The following is a 17,583-nucleotide window of genomic DNA, read 5'->3' on the forward strand; positions in this document are numbered from 1 at the left end:
GCCGACCGCCGACCGAAGCTTGGAAAACACAAAAAAAAGGAATGCCATTCATGCAGAATGGCATTCCTTTTTTATATTTGGACCCTGATTATTTTTTGCGGACCGGGCCTGTCGAGGATCCGGTGATCAGCTCGGCATCCAGCAAAATTTTATTGGGTACGCTCTCTCCGTTTCTCAGCTTAAGGACATTTTCGAAGGCCAGTCTGCCCATCTCTTCCTGCTTTTGACGCATATGGGTAAACAGAAATCCCCCGGCATAATCCGGACTGTCGAAGCAAACGATCGACAAATCCTCCGGAATCCGCAGACCGGACTCCCGTGCGGCTTCATATGCCAGCTGGGCAATGTTGTGCTCCATCGCGAACAGTGCCGTAATTTTGGGATGCTCCCGTAAATGCTTCTTGATGTTCTCCTTTTCCTTTTCCTTATTCTCGGGAACAAAAGCAGTCGGAAGCGTAGCCGTAATATGATCCATCCATAGCCGGCGGTCCACAACGATGCCGCTTTCAGCATGTGCCTGAATGAAGCCCTCAATCCGCTCCTCGATGGCCGTTGTATCCTGCGGAGGTCCCGTCATCAAGGCAATATGGGTATGTCCGAGTTCAAAAAGATGCTTGATCATCTGCTTCGTTGCCGCTGCATTATTGGTGCTGATCGAACTCGCAGAAACGCCCTTTAAATGACGGTCCAGCAGCACAAACGGATATTGGCTGATGACAAGCTTCAATATTTCGGCATTAAAATACTCTCCCTGCGCAGGGAAAATAATCAGCCCATCGACGCCAAGCTCCAGTAGACCCTGAATGGCCTCCTGTTCATTGGCAGGCACTCCAAGCGATCTTCTAAGGATCAAATAACTGTCATGCTGCCGGGATGCTTCTTCCATTCCATATACAAGGCCGGTGCCGTAGCTGTCGCCAAAGTCCGTCATCACGAGCCCGATCAGCAGCTTTCCGTTCTCGCGACGCGGCTTGGTGATTACGCCGGTTGCACTGCCTGGAGAAGCATCAGCAGAGCCGAAATGCTCGGAAACAAATGAGCCCCTGCCGGGTTGTCTGACAATATATCCTTCCTGAGTCAGCATTTCCAAAGCCTTTTTGCTGGTAATCCGGCTTACATTATAAGCTTCGCCCAATTCCTTCTCGGAAGGAATCCGCTCGCCGGGTACGTATTTACCGGATGCGATCTGTTCGCGCAGCGCTTCAAATATTTGCTCATACATCGGTTTTGAGGATGATTCATGCGACATGGTATAGCCCCCTCCATAAGAAAACATCTAGCCCGTCAGGGATAGATGGGCCTAATTTATCTTAAACATCTGTAAAAACATTATATAATAATATATCATGTTATATCGCCTTTGTGAATAGTTATTCAGCTTTGCTAAAATATGCAATGACGGCTAACATTTATTTCATAATTACAAGCTAATGCGAATGGAGGTATTTGAAAATGAATAATCAACGTGTTAGGGAAATTCAAGTGATGGATTATCCTGATATTTATTTGTTAAATCAAGACTTTAATCCGAATCTATATTTATTTTCCGAAGAAAAAGTAAAAGAAAGGATTGAAGTCATTACAAAAACTACAAAAGATATCATCTTTGTTTGCGAGCAAAACAAGGAGGTCATCGGATATATTCACGGAAGCCCCTATGAACTGCTTTTTTCCGAGTCATTAGTTAACGTCCTGGGGTTTGTTGTTAAAAAAGAGTATCGAAACCAGGGTATAGGGAGCATGCTGATCGATCATCTTGAGAGTTGGGGAAAGAAGAATGGATTTTCCGGGATGAAATTACTGTCCCACCCAAGCAGAGTCCACGCTCATAGGTTCTACGAGCGACGCGACTATGTCTTTACCAAGGATCAAAAAAACTTTATCAAAACGTTCAAGTAAAAAAGAACAAAATAAAGAGCGCCCCCGATCCCGAAGACGCCCTTGTCATGGTTTACCCGCCATGTGGCGGATTCAAACTCTTTTTCTGAAAAATTTTCGTAAATGTCTATACTTCTTTCATTTTAAAATACACCCAGCCAAAGATAAAGAAAACGACAAAGCTGCCCAGCACGGTTATCATCAGGTTCTCGAACGGCAAATTCAGTGCACCAAAACCTCCGCCCTCCATCGCATTTCCGGGTAGGCTAGCCAGCAGCGGCTGTGCCCAAGGGTAAAAGGGACCAAACGTAGAGGAGTTTGCAACCAGAATATTCGGTATTGTTAACGTAACATTCAGCGCGAGCGGCGCGGCAAAGCTGCTCCACATCATGGACATAGCCAGCTGCAATGCGGCTAACGGGAGGCAAGCGATCCAGCCCCCCAGGATGCTCCGCAGCATGATATCCCATTCTACCGGAGCATGGATTCCTTTAATGAAGCCCACCAGAAACACCGCTACTGCAAGCAGCAGCTGAGTGATCGCCAGCATAACAGCCACGACCGTATATTTGGCAAAATATACGCCTGTACGCGTGACCGGCAGAACGAGGAGCTGCTTCCACCCGCCTCCGCTATGCTCATAACGGCAGATAAAGGCAGCAAAAATGCCCGACATAATCGGCATGAACAGCATGGCATGCACCATACTCATGACCATCATCAGCGTGATCCAGGGCATGGACGATCCATCGATGTTGGAGAGCAGCCCGATCAATACGGCTATGAGCGGACTAATCAGCATGAGGAGAACGATATAGGAGCGCGACATTTTAAGCCGCTCGGAAGATAATACTTTGAAATAGCCTCCCATTTAGTCCACATCCTTTCTGACAAAATGGCCTGTCCCGAACAGGTAGATGACGATGAACAGGATAATTCCCGCCGCCACCGGCATGGCAGGCTTTGCATAGTAAGCGAGAAACGGCCACGCCAAAGGCAGCAGATCCGGATAATTCGCGGAAAACATCGTTGCGATGGCAGCGGTGATGCCGATCATAATCGGCAGGGCTTGGTTTTTGAAAGTTAAAGACAGATACAGCTGCAGCGCCAGCATCGGCAAAGCTCCAAGGAAAGGGAGGAACGACAGCTTCAAAATCTTCAGATACGGAATATGCTCCATGCTGAAACCCAAAGCCAGCCCAAGCCCGATTGTTCCGGCAAACAGCAGCACGCAAGCAGCTGTTAACGCAATAACTCCAACCAGATACTTGGATGTAAAGACGGCCGTTCTGGAAATCGGCAGCGCCAGCAGCTGTTTCCATGAATTGTTCAGATGTTCCACGTTCGCAATCTGGGAAGCAATCAATGTCGCCCCAAGGACGAGCGCAATCGGTACGAAGGAGAATATTTCCCCCACCAGACCTCCCCATTCATCACCTTTATATATGTTTCCTACGAGATAATCATAACGAAGCCCAAAGTTCAAAGCCTGCATGGCAATCAGCCCGAGCGACCCCAGGATGACCAGAAACCATATGCCCCGCTTGCGTATTTTCAGGAGGTCCGCTGATAGTGCCCTTCCGACCATCACTGGAATCCCCCCTGCTCAATGACCTGCATAAAGATATCCTCCAGGGACTGACGCTTCTCTTCCACCCGGTAAATCGCATGGTTGTTATCCACCAGCCTTTTGACGAGCAAAGCCACCTCCGGATCGCTAAGCTGCTCCAGCTTCAGACCACCGTTCTCCAGCTGTCCGGCATAGCCTTGACCCCGTACCAGCTGCAGCGCTTCCTGCGGCTCGGACACCACGAGACGGAAACCGCTGGATGCCTGCTGCTGCAGATTGCTGATCGTATCCTGGAAAACCATTTCCCCTTCACGGATGATGCCAACCGTTCCTGCCATCTGCTCCACTTCAGATAACAGGTGACTTGAGACGAGCACAGTAATGCCATGCTGCTTCGGCATGCTGCGGATCAATTCGCGGATCTCATGGATTCCCTCCGGATCCAGGCCGTTGGTTGGTTCATCCAGGATCAGCAGTTCCGGGTTTCCCAGGAGGGCCGTTGCGATGCCAAGACGCTGCTTCATCCCAAGCGAATAGCCCTTCACCGGACGCTTTGCATCCTTGGTGAGGGAAACAATGCTCAGCACTTCATCAATGCGCGATTTCGGTACATCCAGGATACGCCGGACCGCCTCGAGATTCTGCACCGCCGTTAAATGGCCGTAGTTCGACGGGTATTCCACCAGCGAGCCGATTTTCCGCAAAATATTCAGCTTATCCTTTTTCAAATCCTTGCCGAACATTTGGATGGAACCCATCGTCGGACGGATCAATCCGAGAAGCATACGAATGGTCGTCGTTTTGCCGGCGCCATTGGGCCCGAGAAAACCGTAGATTTCCCCTCTGGCAATTTCCAGGTTCAAATGGCGCACAGCATAACGCCCGCCATATTTCTTATTTAAATCTCTCGTTTGAATGACAAGTTCACTCACGATTAATCACCTCGGAAACTATATTAGTCCCCCAAGGTTAAAAGACAGACAGCCCCAAGTTTAAATTTCGTTTAAACTTGGGGCTGTACCTATTAAACTCTATCCTTTCAGCTTAAGCCCGGGCTCACTTCCCGAGGCGGGATAAATAAGAATGTTCGTGCCTCCACTGGTACTGCTGATATCCATCACAATTCCCATTTCTCTCGTCAGGAAACCGACAATGGCAAGCCCGATCCCTGCTCCCTTGTCACCGGATGAAGCTTCCATCCCTTGGCCTTTATCGGAAATGAGGATGGCCGTTTGTCCGCCGGGCAGCGCCCGGGCATGCAGCCCGATATATTGCCCGCTGCGGGCATGCCTGACGGCGTTCTGGAACAGGTTATCCAGAATCCTGCGGAACCACTGCGGATCGATGATCCAGAACAGGGGCTCCTCGGGAAGATCGATATCCGCTTCAAAGCCCTCCTTTTCCCAAAGCGGGTACCACGCAGCCGCACTCTCCCTGACAATGCGGAGCACGTCGCACCGTTCAGGATCAAGGGTGTATTTGCCGCTGGTCAGCAAATTGTAAGACAGCAGATTGTCGATGAGGCCGGACAAATCCCCGAGCTTGGTTTCCGTCAGCTTCAGCAGCTGCCGCCCCTTGTCCGACAGCTGCTCCTTCTGGAGCGAATACACATGACTGCGAATCACAGTGAGCGGCGTTCTTAGATCATGCGACAGGTTGGCGATGAGCCGCTTGCGCAGCTCCTCTTCCTCGCGCTCGCGCCTTTGGCTGCTGCCCAGCCGAACGACCATACCGTTGAAGGCATGTTCCAGTTGGCCGATTTCATCCGTCTTTTTGATCAGGATCGGATTGGGCAGATTGCTGCCGTCCTGCACCGTCATCGCCGATTGAAGACGAAGCAGCCGTCTGCGCATGTTCACGAAGAACATCCACGAGACCGCGATGAACAGCAGAAACATCAGCAAAATAATGCCGAAGAAAATCATCGAGGTCCGCGCGGACATTTCATAGCCGGCTGTCCTCAGCTCCGATCTCGAAACCTGCATCACCATGAACCCTTGTTTCAGCTTTTGATCATCGCCGATAAACGCGATGACGGAAAACTGCTGCGTTGCTTCCCTGTAGCGTTTCATGTAGGCGACGGCATCCGCGGCTTCCCAGGTTTGGGGAAGCTTGAGCTTGCTCGTCCCGGGCTGCCGTACCCGCGACTTCGCATCCACCCAGAACATGTCCACTTTCGAATAAGCCGCATGGAGCTCGCCGATCCTGGCATCGATCTGTTCCGGCGTGTTTCCCTTCAGCCTTTTGGCTTCCCTATGCCACATATCTTCCAGACGCATGGTTGTGTAGGGATCATTCTTCGCCTCCGGCTCCGGAGAAATATTGCCGACGATTATGCTCTGCACGAATTGATAGCCGACAAGCGAGGCGGGGAACACGACCGGAATGAACAACAGTGCGATGACGATGATGAGCAAGTACCTGGAGAGCAGCGAGCCCCGGAAACGGGATTTAGGCAGCTTCTCCTTCCTCATGCCTTCACCCGGTAACCAACACCGCGCACCGTCTCGATGATCTCCGGATTGGCCGGATCACGCTCCAGCTTCTCCCGCAAATACCGGATATGAACCATCAGTGTCTTGTCTCCGTCCAAATAAGGATCGCCCCATACGCCCTCATAGATCTGCTCTTTGGTCAGAATTTGCCCGAGATGGCGGAGCAGATAAGTAAAGATTTGAAACTGCTTGCCTGTTAGCAGAATTTCCTCGCCATTGTCATTGTTCACGATCCGGTTCTCCCGTTCATATACGAGCAGATGTTTTAGCACAAGCGGTTCCGTCGAGTAGGATCCGGAGCGGCGCAGCAGCACCTCGATCCTGGCTGCAAGCTCATCCGGATGAAACGGCTTGGTCAAATAATCGTCAGCGAACTGAAGCCCCTCCAGCTTATCGTCAATGGAGGTTCTGGCGGACAACATCAGGATCGGCAAGTCGGGATAGGCCTTCTTAAGCCGCTGTCCGACCGTGAATCCGTCCAGCCCCGGCAGCATCACATCCAGAATGACCAAGCGGCATCCTGCTGCCTGCTCCACAGCCCGCTCCCCATTTTGAAGCCAAGTCACCTCATAGCCCCGTCCACCTAAATCTTCATTCACCCATGAGCCGATTTCGGCGTCATCTTCGATATATAACAAATGGATCCCCAATATATTTCCATCCTCTCTAATATCCCAGGCCATCTTATTTCCGGGTTGTATGCCCAATAAAATCATGGTATATTCTACATGTCAGGCAGCGCGAATGCTGTCACACCGACACTATCAATTTAAAGGCTATGCTACCTTAAAATCAAGGTACAACCTCGAAGACTCATTATGAGTCCCAGGGTTGTACCTTTTTTATATATACCGGGAAACGATATGACCCCCAGAAGGAGACGCAGTCGTTTCTGCCAAATCGAGGAGGAAAATCTATGTTGCTTGAAGCCGTGTACCACCGTCCCAAACTGAACTGGTGTTATGCCTATGACGGACGCACCATCCATCTCAGAATCCGCACGAAGCGGAATGATGTAACCGCTGTATCAGCCTTGGCTGGTGACAAGTATATCTGGGATCAGTCCAAGGCCTATGTGCCGATGAGTAAGCTGGCATCCGACGAGCTGTTTGATTACTGGGAATGCGAAATTGTCCCGGAATACCGGAGATTGAAGTATGGATTTTTGCTGGAGAGCGGACAAGAGAAATTCTGGATGACAGAATATGATTTCTTGAAGAATCCTCCCGCAAATCCGGACCGCCTGTTCGAATATCCTTTCATTAATCCGGTCGATGTGTTCCAGACCCCTTCGTGGGTAAAGGATGCGGTGTTTTATCAAATTTTCCCGGAGCGTTTCGCCAATGGGGACCCGTCCAATGATCCGAAGGGCACTCTGCCATGGGGTGGTACCCCCGAGCGCGACAACTTCTTTGGAGGCGATATCCAAGGCGTCATCGATCATATCGACCATTTATCGAAGCTTGGAGTCAATGCCATTTATTTTACGCCGCTCTTTACGGCGACGACCAATCATAAGTACGATACCGAGGACTACCTCCAGATCGACCCGCAGTTCGGGGATATCGATACGCTGAAAAAGCTGGTCAACATCTGCCATGAACGCGGAATACGCGTACTGCTGGATGCCGTGTTCAATCATTCCGGCAGAACGTTCGCACCGTTTGTGGATCTGCAGAAAAACGGGGAGAACTCCCGCTACAAGGACTGGTTCTACATTCGCGAATTCCCGATCGCCGTCAAAGATGGGATTCCGACCTATGATACTTTCGCTTTCGAACCGCTGATGCCGAAGCTGAACACGGATCATCCGGAAGTTAAAGAATATTTACTGAAAGCCGCTGCCTACTGGATCGAAGAAGCCGATATCGACGGCTGGCGCCTGGATGTCGCCAACGAGGTCGATCATGAATTTTGGCGCGAATTCCGCCGCGTGGTGAAAAAGCTCAAACCGGACGCCTACATTCTCGGCGAAATCTGGCATGAATCCTCTCCTTGGCTGATGGGTGACCAATTTGATGCGGTGATGAATTATCCGTTCACCAATGCGGTGCTCGACTTTTTCGTCGATGGGGTTGGTGATGCGAAGGATTTTGCCAACGCCATCGGCAAACAGTTCTCACGGTATCCTCGTCAAGCGAATGAAGTCGCCTTTAATCTGCTGGACAGCCATGATACAGCCAGACTTCTTACCAAATGCGAAGGAAACAAGGACAAAATGAAGCTTGCTGCCTTGTTCCAGTTCACCTATACGGGCGCTCCTTGCATCTACTACGGGGATGAGATCGGCATGACCGGCGGACATGACCCGGATTGCCGCAAATGTATGGAATGGGATGAAGAAAAGCAGGACCTTGAGCTTTTTGCCTTCTATCAGGACCTGATCGCCATGCGTCTGAAGTATCGTGCCCTGCGTACCGGCAAATTAACTTTCCTCTCTGCTGAAGCAGACAGCACATCGCTGGTCTATACAAGGGAGGATGAGGATGATCTTTTCGTCATTATGATGAATAACAGCGAGCTGCCTGCCGAGATTGAAGTTCCGGTCAATGAGAGCCGCTGGGAAAATATTTACACGAAGGAAACCGCCGTTTTGAAGAGCAACAAGCTGGCAGCCCAGCTCCCTGCCTATGGATGCGCAATGTTCAGAGCGGCCAAATCATAGAATAAACGACGCCCTTTTAAGAATCAATTTACCTCCGGGTATCTAAAGCAAAGAAGCCCCAGGTCCTTTAATGGATCGGGAGCTTCTTTTTTATTCATAACATAAATGATTTATCACACAAAATTCCGTGTATCGTTGTTGCGTCCAAATTTATACGTTGCGAGCAGGAAGAATACGAGCGCAAAGGAAAGCAAAATCACAAGATTAAAACCGATACTGGACAAGGCCTCGCCTGCTTGCAGCTTTCCGAGTGACTCCAGCACCCAGTTTTGGGGCATAAAATCGGATATCTTGCGAAGGGCTTCCGGCATAATACTTCTTGGAAAAAAGCATCCGGAAATCAGACAGGTTGGCGTAACAATCAGATTCTGCAATGCTCCTGCAGCAGCCGTACTCTTGGAGAAAGAAACGATGGCCAGCGAGATACTGACGGAGACGAGGGCAAACAACCCAAGGATAAAAACCATTTCCCCCATCGGAATGCCTGCATCAATCCGGAACACCACCTTCATAAAGAACAGTGCGATGGTAATTTGTATTATCATTACGATTAAATTGACGATCACATTCGATAATACGTAGGTTCTGGAGCTGATCGGCGAGGTGAGTATACGGAAATACGTCCGGTTTTCCCGATTTTTCAGGATTAACTGTGATAGATTCACCGCCGAAGTCATCATGAACATGATCAGAAATCCGATAGATTGGTATGACATTTGCTGGCCCGAGGACTTATCATTGACGGATTCTGTCGTCAGCTTGAACTGCCCTGCCTGATAAGTGTCATATAGCTGTTGGAACTTTCCGGTGTCACCGGCTGCAATGGATCCCATCGCCGTGACGTTATCGATATAGCCATACAGCATGGATTTGATATAAGCCGTAACCTGAGCACCCTTCACGGACTCGATACTAATGTGTTCCGCTTTGCCCTTCAGCACGCTGCTGGAGTAACCCGCATCAAGGATGATCCCGGTATCCAGCTTACTCGCGGCAATGTTCTTCTTCAAATCTTCCTTCGTCGTATTCACAAGCTTCACATGGCTTAATCCCTGTACAAACCTGATCGTATCTGCCGCAATCACCTGATTGCCATCCTCATTGACAACTCCAACCCGCAAATCGGGCGTACTTTGCGATCCATACAGCATCGAGGCAACAAGCACGCCGGCGATCGGGAGGCCGAAATATAGAAGCAGATTTCCGCGCTTACGGAAAGTCGTCAGTATGGTCATCCGAACCAGAAACCAAATATCATTCCACATGTTAAATCCCCTCCTTGCGATGCATCATCAGAGCCGCTGCCCCAAGGAACAGCACGGCCAGACCCATATTCAGCAGCATTGCAGGCAAAGCAGCCGTCAACGCGTTATCATACACAATTTCCGTCAAAGCCTGATTCCCCCAGCGGATCGGGGACAGATTCGTGACGCTTCCGAGAAATCCGCCCGTATCGTCTCCCATCGGGAAATAAGCTCCGCCAAGGAAGGACGCCAGCTGCACGATAATCATGACGATCCCGCCGGAAGGCTCGCCTTTCATCATATAGCTGATAGCCAATCCCAAGCTGATTGACATGATGACCTCTGTGAGCAGAATCAGGAAGATTAACGGGAGATGATTGCCCCAGTAGGCTTTAAATACATATTTGCTGAACATGACGATGACAAAGACACACAGCATATTAAGGACAACACTACCCAGGACTTTCCCCATAAAAATCTCACTTTTTCGAACAGGTGCCGCGGCCAGCCTTGCTGCTGTTCCATGCACAATCTCAGAGCGGATCAGCGAACCGCCGCTCATCGCGCCCCACATACCGATCATGACCGTCATCGCTATGGCGTAGTAATCAATGGATCCTGGCTGCCGGTCTGCATTAATCGCTGTATCTTTGATGTAATCCGTTTGGTGGGTGGCTGCAATAATAAACTCTGCTTTGGCGGGATCCTGCTGAGCCACCGCTGCAGCCGCATTATATTTATCGGCGAAGGAGCTCATCATCCCTTGAACGATGTTGCTTTCAATGGAGCTGCGGCTGCTTCCGTAAAGATGAATGCCGCTGTCGCTCACCTCAATGTAATCGGCATAGCGGTTCTGCTCTACTTCCTCCCGGCCATTGACGCCTGCCTTCAGGTCGTCAAACGTAATACCTGATTGGCTGACCCCTTTGGCAAAAGCCGTATACGCTTCAGACAGCTGCCCAGTGCTCGTATTCTTCACAAGCACCTTCAGGTTATCTACGCTGACATCACCGTTAAATACATTCGTTAGCGCAAAACCCAAAATCAGCATCAGCAAAATCGGAAATGCGAGCAAAAATATCAACGTACGGAAGTCCCGGAAATCATGTTTCATTTCCTTCCATGCTATTGATAAAGTGTTCATAGGTATCTCCTCTCCCGGGTTCCTAATCCCGTAAATTTCTGCCTGTGAGCGTCAGGAATACAGTCTCCAGATTGGGAGCCTGCTCTTCCACAGCCCGGATTTCCATGCCGCTGTCGATCAGCTGTTTCAAAATCCGGTTCAGATTATCTACCGCAGCATCACTCTGGATTCGGACCATATTATCATCCTGCTGCACGCTGAGCACCCGAATGCCAGGAATCGATTTTAATTGTTCAAGATCCAGTGCATCCAGCGATTTCAGCTCGATACGGATATCTTTGACATCCGTGATGGTCGCCTTTAACTGCTCTTTGGTCCCTTCGGCAATAATTTTGCCATGATCCACGATGGCGATGCGGGAGCATATCTCCTCCACTTCCTCCATGTAGTGACTTGTATAAATAATGGTGCATCCGGAATCATTAAGCTTCCGTACCGAAGTCAGAATGTAATTGCGGGACTGGGGATCAATACCTACCGTTGGTTCATCCATGATGATCAGCTTTGGCTTGTGAGCGATGGCGCAGGCAATATTCAGACGACGTTTCATGCCACCTGAGAAATTTTTCGGAAAGCTCTTAGCCTTGTCGCTTAGTCCCACAAATTCCAGTGCCTCCTGCACCCGCTCCTTCAGATCATTCCCGCGCAATCCGTATAATCCGGCAAAAAAGCTGACATTTTCAAATGCGGTCATATCCTCATAAATCGCCAAATCCTGCGGTACAATCCCGAGATTCATTTTGGCAAAACGGGTCTGCTTCGTAGCGTCGCGATCCAGGATGCGAATTTCTCCGCCGCTTGGCCGCAGCAGGGATGAGATCATGTTAATGGTGGTGCTTTTGCCTGCGCCATTGGATCCGAGGAAACCGAATATCTCTCCTTCCCGGATTTGTAATGACATGTTATCGACGGCGATAAAATCACCGAATTTTTTAGTGAGGCCTCGCAGCTCCAGTACGTTCATATTCCGTTCACTCCTATTCATGTTTTCCTTGTTAATGCCATATTTTCAATGCCAGACCGCTTTTAGAGGTGGATATTCTTTGGATATAAGGATGCGGCTGCTCTGTTGTCATTTCATGCTTATATCATAAGAATCCCTTTATCGATGTACTCTCAAGGATGCCAGACCGCCTTTAGAGGTGGATATTCTTTGAATATAAGGATGTAATCTCTTTGTTGCTGTATCACACTTATATCATAAGAATCCCTTTATCGATGCAATTTCCTAGATGCCAGACCGCTTTTAGAGGTGGATATTCTTTGGATATAAGGATGCGGCTGCTCTGTTGTCATTTCATGCTTATATCATAAGAAAAAAGGATGCCCTTATGTCAGTGCATAAGTTCATCCTTTTATATGAGAATTTTCATATTTCCATGCCGGGCAGCAGGGCGGTTTGTATAAAAAGCACTATGATATTCTTCATCTCCGGTCATAGGGAATCAATGTCGTTACGGTAAAACCTGAGGTCCCGTCCGCAATCACCGTGCCATTCACCGATGCGGTCCGTTCTTCCATACCAAGAAGGCCAAGCCCCTTTACAATTTTCTCCGTTCCCCGGCCGTTATCGGATACCACAGCTTGTATAAAGCGGTTTAGGACCCTGACCTCCACATGAACCGTGGTGGCTGAAGCGTATTTCGCGGCATTCGTCAGGGACTCGGTCACATTTTCATGGATGATTTTCCACTGCAGCGGGGTAATGATCTCCATATCCCCATGATGGACCACACTCGTATGCAAATTCGCCTGCATTCCGAAAGACTCCACCGCTGTTTTTAGCCGCGTCAGTCCGAGCTGCTCCACCAGAGGCTTATTATTTTTCAGCGTCAACCGGATTTCCTCGATACCTTCTTTGGATATGCCAATCGCATTTTGAAGGAGCACGCTCGCGGTGGCAGGATCGTTATTAAGAAGTCGTTTGGCGGCCTCCATCTGAATCAGCGCTCCCGTCATTGCATGTCCGAGACCGTCATGGATTTCCTGCGCAAGGCGGTTGCGCTCCTCCAGCTTCACCATATATTCCGAGGTGCGGGCAAATTCATAGTTATCATTCTGCTTTTTTGTCAGCCGCTGCAGATCATGCCGCATCCTGTCGACCGCATCCTCCTGTCGGTCCACTTTGTCCATATACTGCCGGATCAGCGTGTAGTTCAAGAAACAGAGCACCGCAATAAACGCGTAGTTCGTCAACAAAAGGTCACGGAGGAACAGGGCAGGCAGCAGAGCCGCCACCAGCAGGGCCGGATATTTGTTCCGGATATGGAATGAAGCAATCTCATACATATTCAGCGGGAGTAAAAGGATAAAGTTAGGTTCTTCATACCACGCGCAGCCCACAACATACGCGATAATAAGCAAAAGCACTCCCTGCTTCAGCCGCGGATCCTTCACAATATGCTGCACCAGGTTCAGGGCAATATAGATTAAAAAGAATAAGACTAACCATCTGCCCGATTGATCAGAACCAAAATACGTGATCATAACGATATATATGAGCAATATGATCTTGTTGCCGGTAGTCCATAGTTCCATCTGCAGTCACGACCTTTCCGTCCTAACGGATTTTACCCGTCAGATAATAGATCGCGATCTGTGTCCGGTGCGAAAGTGCCGTTTTATTCAATATGGACGTGATATAATTGGCGGTTGTCCCTTCGGAAATAAACAATTCCTTTGATATTTCCTTGTTGGACAGCCCCTGTGCAATCAGGGACATGACACCCAATTCCCGCTCCGTAAATTGGCTGCGGTCGAAAGGGCTTGCGGCATCGGAGCCCTCCTTATCCGGACGGTCACCGGGTTTTTGTTGGACTGTGGCAGCAGACAGGTTGGAAGGCTTGCCAACTTTAGCCTCCTGGCCGCCAACCATCTGGGATTTCAGCTTATCCAGCACTACGTCCTGCAGGACGCTGTGACCGTTATGTATACTCTTAATCGCATCGCGGATCCGCTCCGGATCGTTGTTCTTAAGCAGGTATCCCTTCGCGCCGAAGCGAATGGCATCCAAGATATATTCATCATCGTCGAACGTCGTCAGAATAAGCGGCTTGGTTGTCGTCTGCTCGTTGATCAGCCTTGTGGCTTCTACACCGTTCATATTCGGCATCCGCACGTCCAGCAGAGCGACATCCACTTCATGCGAACAGCAGTAATCTACAGCCTCCTGGCCATCACCAACCGTAGCAAGCACTTCAAATTCCCCGAATGTATTTAAAATAATCTTCATCCCTTCCCGGATGAATGAATTGTCATCAGCAATCAATACACGAATTTTCATCATACGCCCCCTTGTGGTCATTATTGTACCCGAAGGATGTATTTTATTGGAAGGGGTAATTCAATCATCCCAGTCTCATTTCATAGACCGATTCTTCCTGCGCTGTATCTTCGAACCACTCCTTGCCTGCATATACGAAGCCGATTTTCTCAAGAATCTTGTACGAATCCAGGTTATTCGGATCAACAGAGGCATGGATGCGCTTCACGCCGCTATTTCCCCTGGCAATCTCCAGGCAGGCCTTCGCCGCTTCAGTCGCATATCCCTTTCCCCAGCTGGACTTGGCAAAATGATAGATAAGTTCAACCTCCTGTATTTCCCCGGTTACATTAAAGCCGCAGGCACCCATGACCGTTCCCGTTTCTTTCTCCACAACGGCGTAAACGGATAAACCCTTTGCTTCATGACATTCGCGGTATGCCTTTAAGATCAAAGGCAGCTTATCATGCGGGGTGGCGCCAAGACAGTAGCGCATAACTTCCTCGTCTCCCCAGAACGTCTTGGCGGCTTCCGCATCTGTATCCTCAAATGTACGCAGTATGATGCGTCCGGCATCATATATAGTCTTCATAAACTTTCCCCCTGTGAAAGGACCCTTTAGACCCTTTATGGAAACTATTGTAACCTAAAGCTGAATTTCATTGAAATAGCAAACGGGCAGTATATGCGGATTGCAACGAACGATCTGCTTCCAAATCACGAAATCAGATTCGGAATGGAATCATTGACTGCTGCAGCTGCCGGGAAGTATCCTCCAGCCTGGCGGAAAGAGCTACCAGCTTCTCGCTCACCGCATACTGCTGAGAAGACATGGACGCTACTTCTTCTGTAGCCGCTGCAGACAGGAGCACAACAGCCGCCACAATAATCAGAAATAATTTAGCCCTATGCAGGGGATCCGGAAATGCTGTTTTATCATCATCATTCACTCCTCCTCCTTGTTTTCAGCCATAAAAAAGGTACAGCGTGCATATGTAATGCAGCAGCTGTACCTTTAATCTTGTTGTCGTATGTGCAGATCAGCCCTTGCTCGCTCCTGATGTTAATCCGTCCACAAGCAAACGCTGCAGGAAAATAAACAGGATAGTAATTGGAATTGCAATCAGAACCGACCCCGCGGCAAACGCCGGGAAGTTCGTATTCTGATTCGAGGAAACCATATCATACAAGCCGACCGCAAGCGTCCAGTTTTCCTTCGTCCGCAGTACGAGCCTTGCAAAAATATAATCCACCCAAGGGCCAACGAACTGCGTCAGCGCCAAATAAGTAATCATCGGCTTCGACAGCGGCAGGATAATCCGCGTGAAAATCATCCAGTTGCTCGCCCCGTCAATTTTGGCTGCTTCGTCCAGCGTGCGCGGAATGGTGTCCAGAAATCCTTTGGCGATAAACGTCCCTCCGAGGGGAGCACCGGCAGCATATACAATGATGAGCGCCAGATGCGTGTCAAGCAAATGCCATTCCTTAAGTAAAAGGTAGATGGCGATCATGCTCATGAAGCCCGGAAACATTCCGAGGATCAGAACCGTCGACAATGCCGTTTTGCGTCCGCGGAAGCGGAAACGTGAAACCGCATAACTGGTCAACAGGGTGAGCAGTACGCCGATAATCATGGACAATATGGCGATTTTCAGGGTATTCATATACCATTGGCCAAACAAAATGCTTTTGGAATGAAACAATTCCCGGTAATGATCCAGCGTTAAGCTCTCTGGAAGCAGGGTTTTGCTGTACAACGATTTACCCGGCCGGAATGACCCCAGGAGCACCCAGAGTGCAGGATAGATCGCAACTACCGACATGATGATTAAAATGATATAGCTCAGCCCCAAACGGAAGCTTTTTCTCACTTTACGTCCGCTCATTGGATCATATCCTCCTCTTTAAATGACTTGGTGCGGCGATAGTTATAGATAGAGAACGTAGCAATGATCAGGAATATAATGATGCCGACGGCGGAAGCCATATTGTATTTATTCTGATCCAGCGTCAGTTTATACAGCCAGGTTACGAGCAGATCCGTCGCACCCGCATATTGGTAGTCGCCGACGACGGGATTCCCGTTCGTTAAGAGATAAATGGCGCCGAAGTTGTTGATATTGCCTGCAAACTGCATGATCAATGTAGGCGCCGTCGAGAACAGTATCATCGGCAGGGTCACGATGCGGAATTTTTGATATCCGCTTGCGCCGTCGATCTCTGCCGCTTCGTACATATCCTTCGGAATCGTCGTCAGTACCCCCATGATCAAAATCATGGAAACCGGAATACCAACCCACATATTGACGACAATGACGGTTACTTTAGCCCAAAATGGGTCTGTTAGCCAAGGCAGGCCGCCTAATCCCAAATATCCGAGATATTGGTTGATCGGGCCGAACTGGCCGTTAAACATGTTTCTCATGACAAGCAGCGAGATCAGCTGCGGGATTGCATAAGGAATAACCAGGATCGTCCGCCACAACCCCTTGAACTTGATGCCCTGCTGGTTAATCAAAAGCGCCACGAGCAGGCCGCCCAAATAGGTGGTAAATGTGGACAGGATTGCCCAGATAATAGTCCAGCTCAGAACGCCGAAAAAGGTATGGCTCCACGTCTTGAGGGTTAACAGATCCCGGAAAGTCTGAAATCCTACCCAATCGACGAGTTTAGCCGGAGGAATATGATTCGGTGCCGAATAGTTCGTAAATGCCAGCATGATCATAAAAATGATCGGCATGATCGTAAAAAACAAAATACCAATCGCCGGCAGGCTCAGAAAAGACTGCGCGAATTTGTAGTCCATAATGTACCGGACCGACTGCTTAAAGCTGTTAGGCTTAATGCGATTTTCCCGGTTCTGTGCCGTTTTGTAGGCATCCCGGACATTCATGATGTACAAGATGATAAACAAAACAAAAAATAAGAGCGTAATCAAGCTTTGGACTAAAATAAAAATGGAGTGGTCCCCATCAAGCCACTTGCCTTTGACCAGTCTCCGGGGCGCATCTCCAAGTGTGACGATCCCCCATAAAGATCTGCCTAAATTTCCGCTGAAATAAAAAATTCCCCAAGCCTCGACAAGCAGGAAAATGATGCCCTTGATGAACTGGCGGTTATATATTTGTCCCAGTCCCATGCTTAAAATCGACAGTATCGTTGCCTTACTGCGGTGCCTTTGCATCAGCCCTCTCCCCTCCCCGAATTCTAAGAAAAATGAAGTCTCAACGCTGCCTCGGAAAAACGTCTTTACTGCATATCCCTTGCAGCCGAAATGCCTTCTAAGGTGAATCACCCGCCGCTCACCGAGCGGCGGGTGGGTTCA

16 protein-coding genes and 2 pseudogenes are annotated in these 17,583 nt (G+C 49.3%); 2 read left to right on the forward strand and 16 right to left on the reverse strand.

Annotated features, from left to right (window positions below; genetic code table 11):
• Nucleotides 1-88 precede the first annotated feature (88 nt).
• On the reverse strand, nt 89-1,249 hold the full coding sequence (locus KJS65_RS17125) for a GntR family transcriptional regulator (RefSeq protein ID WP_213651097.1): 1,161 nt from the start codon (nt 1,247-1,249) through the stop codon (nt 89-91).
• A gap of 203 nt (nt 1,250-1,452) precedes the next feature.
• Here KJS65_RS17125 and KJS65_RS17130 point away from each other — a divergent pair, with 203 nt between their 5' ends.
• Nucleotides 1,453-1,899, forward strand: a complete 447-nt coding sequence (locus tag KJS65_RS17130; protein ID WP_213651098.1) for a GNAT family N-acetyltransferase — start codon at nt 1,453-1,455, stop codon at nt 1,897-1,899.
• Nucleotides 1,900-2,005: 106 nt separating this feature from the next.
• Here KJS65_RS17130 and KJS65_RS17135 read toward each other — a convergent pair whose 3' ends face one another.
• From KJS65_RS17135 to KJS65_RS17155, 5 genes are all read right to left on the reverse strand, one after another.
• Complete coding sequence (locus KJS65_RS17135; protein WP_213651099.1) at nt 2,006-2,749, reverse strand: ABC transporter permease; 744 nt, start codon at nt 2,747-2,749, stop codon at nt 2,006-2,008.
• Nucleotides 2,750-3,466 (reverse strand): ABC transporter permease, encoded by a 717-nt coding sequence (locus tag KJS65_RS17140; RefSeq protein ID WP_213651372.1) that lies wholly within the window; start codon nt 3,464-3,466, stop codon nt 2,750-2,752. It abuts the gene before it with no gap.
• The gene (locus KJS65_RS17145; protein WP_213651100.1) at nt 3,466-4,380 is read right to left on the reverse strand and encodes an ABC transporter ATP-binding protein; all 915 of its coding nucleotides are present in this window, start codon (nt 4,378-4,380) and stop codon (nt 3,466-3,468) included. Before KJS65_RS17145 ends, KJS65_RS17140 begins: the two co-directional genes overlap by 1 nt.
• Nucleotides 4,381-4,479: 99 nt before the next feature.
• Nucleotides 4,480-5,922 carry a sensor histidine kinase gene (locus tag KJS65_RS17150; protein ID WP_213651101.1) on the reverse strand — a complete coding sequence of 481 codons (1,443 nt, stop codon included), beginning with the start codon at nt 5,920-5,922 and terminating at the stop codon, nt 4,480-4,482.
• Nucleotides 5,919-6,593, reverse strand: a complete 675-nt coding sequence (locus KJS65_RS17155) for a response regulator transcription factor (protein WP_213651102.1) — start codon at nt 6,591-6,593, stop codon at nt 5,919-5,921. The genes KJS65_RS17150 and KJS65_RS17155 overlap by 4 nt, the downstream gene beginning before the upstream one ends.
• Nucleotides 6,594-6,859: 266 nt before the next feature.
• Between KJS65_RS17155 and KJS65_RS17160 the strand changes: the two genes are divergently transcribed.
• The gene (locus KJS65_RS17160) at nt 6,860-8,608 is read left to right on the forward strand and encodes an alpha-glycosidase (protein WP_213651103.1); all 1,749 of its coding nucleotides are present in this window, start codon (nt 6,860-6,862) and stop codon (nt 8,606-8,608) included.
• Between the two features lie 113 nt (nt 8,609-8,721).
• On the opposite strand, the gene KJS65_RS17165 is transcribed toward KJS65_RS17160, so the two are convergent.
• The 10 genes and pseudogenes from KJS65_RS17165 to KJS65_RS17205 all read right to left on the reverse strand — a co-directional run bounded on the left by KJS65_RS17165 (nt 8,722) and on the right by KJS65_RS17205 (nt 17,442).
• Nucleotides 8,722-9,873, reverse strand: a complete 1,152-nt coding sequence (locus KJS65_RS17165) for an ABC transporter permease (protein WP_213651104.1) — start codon at nt 9,871-9,873, stop codon at nt 8,722-8,724.
• A 1-nt stretch (nt 9,874) separates the two neighbouring features.
• A complete protein-coding gene (locus KJS65_RS17170; RefSeq protein ID WP_213651105.1) occupies nt 9,875-10,996 on the reverse strand; it encodes an ABC transporter permease in 1,122 nt (373 codons plus the stop codon).
• 22 nt (nt 10,997-11,018) lie between these two features.
• Nucleotides 11,019-11,960 (reverse strand): ABC transporter ATP-binding protein, encoded by a 942-nt coding sequence (locus KJS65_RS17175; RefSeq protein ID WP_136607918.1) that lies wholly within the window; start codon nt 11,958-11,960, stop codon nt 11,019-11,021.
• Nucleotides 11,961-12,421: 461 nt separating this feature from the next.
• Nucleotides 12,422-13,534 (reverse strand): sensor histidine kinase, encoded by a 1,113-nt coding sequence (locus tag KJS65_RS17180; RefSeq protein WP_213651106.1) that lies wholly within the window; start codon nt 13,532-13,534, stop codon nt 12,422-12,424.
• A 22-nt stretch (nt 13,535-13,556) separates the two neighbouring features.
• Nucleotides 13,557-13,757 (reverse strand): annotated as a pseudogene (locus KJS65_RS30275) (response regulator transcription factor); the annotation flags it as partial.
• A 116-nt stretch (nt 13,758-13,873) separates the two neighbouring features.
• Nucleotides 13,874-14,300 (reverse strand): annotated as a pseudogene (locus tag KJS65_RS30280) (response regulator); the annotation flags it as partial.
• A 43-nt stretch (nt 14,301-14,343) separates the two neighbouring features.
• Nucleotides 14,344-14,850: a GNAT family N-acetyltransferase gene (locus KJS65_RS17190; RefSeq protein WP_213651107.1), complete on the reverse strand. Its 507-nt coding sequence runs from the start codon at nt 14,848-14,850 to the stop codon at nt 14,344-14,346.
• A gap of 133 nt (nt 14,851-14,983) precedes the next feature.
• Nucleotides 14,984-15,208: a hypothetical protein gene (locus KJS65_RS17195; protein WP_213651108.1), complete on the reverse strand. Its 225-nt coding sequence runs from the start codon at nt 15,206-15,208 to the stop codon at nt 14,984-14,986.
• Nucleotides 15,209-15,298: 90 nt separating this feature from the next.
• Nucleotides 15,299-16,144, reverse strand: a complete 846-nt coding sequence (locus KJS65_RS17200; protein WP_213651109.1) for a sugar ABC transporter permease — start codon at nt 16,142-16,144, stop codon at nt 15,299-15,301.
• Nucleotides 16,141-17,442: a carbohydrate ABC transporter permease gene (locus tag KJS65_RS17205; protein ID WP_213651110.1), complete on the reverse strand. Its 1,302-nt coding sequence runs from the start codon at nt 17,440-17,442 to the stop codon at nt 16,141-16,143. Before KJS65_RS17205 ends, KJS65_RS17200 begins: the two co-directional genes overlap by 4 nt.
• Nucleotides 17,443-17,583: the final 141 nt, after the last annotated feature.

Source organism: Paenibacillus sp. J23TS9 (genome assembly GCF_018403225.1).
In the GTDB taxonomy this organism is placed as follows: domain Bacteria; phylum Bacillota; class Bacilli; order Paenibacillales; family Paenibacillaceae; genus Paenibacillus_AQ.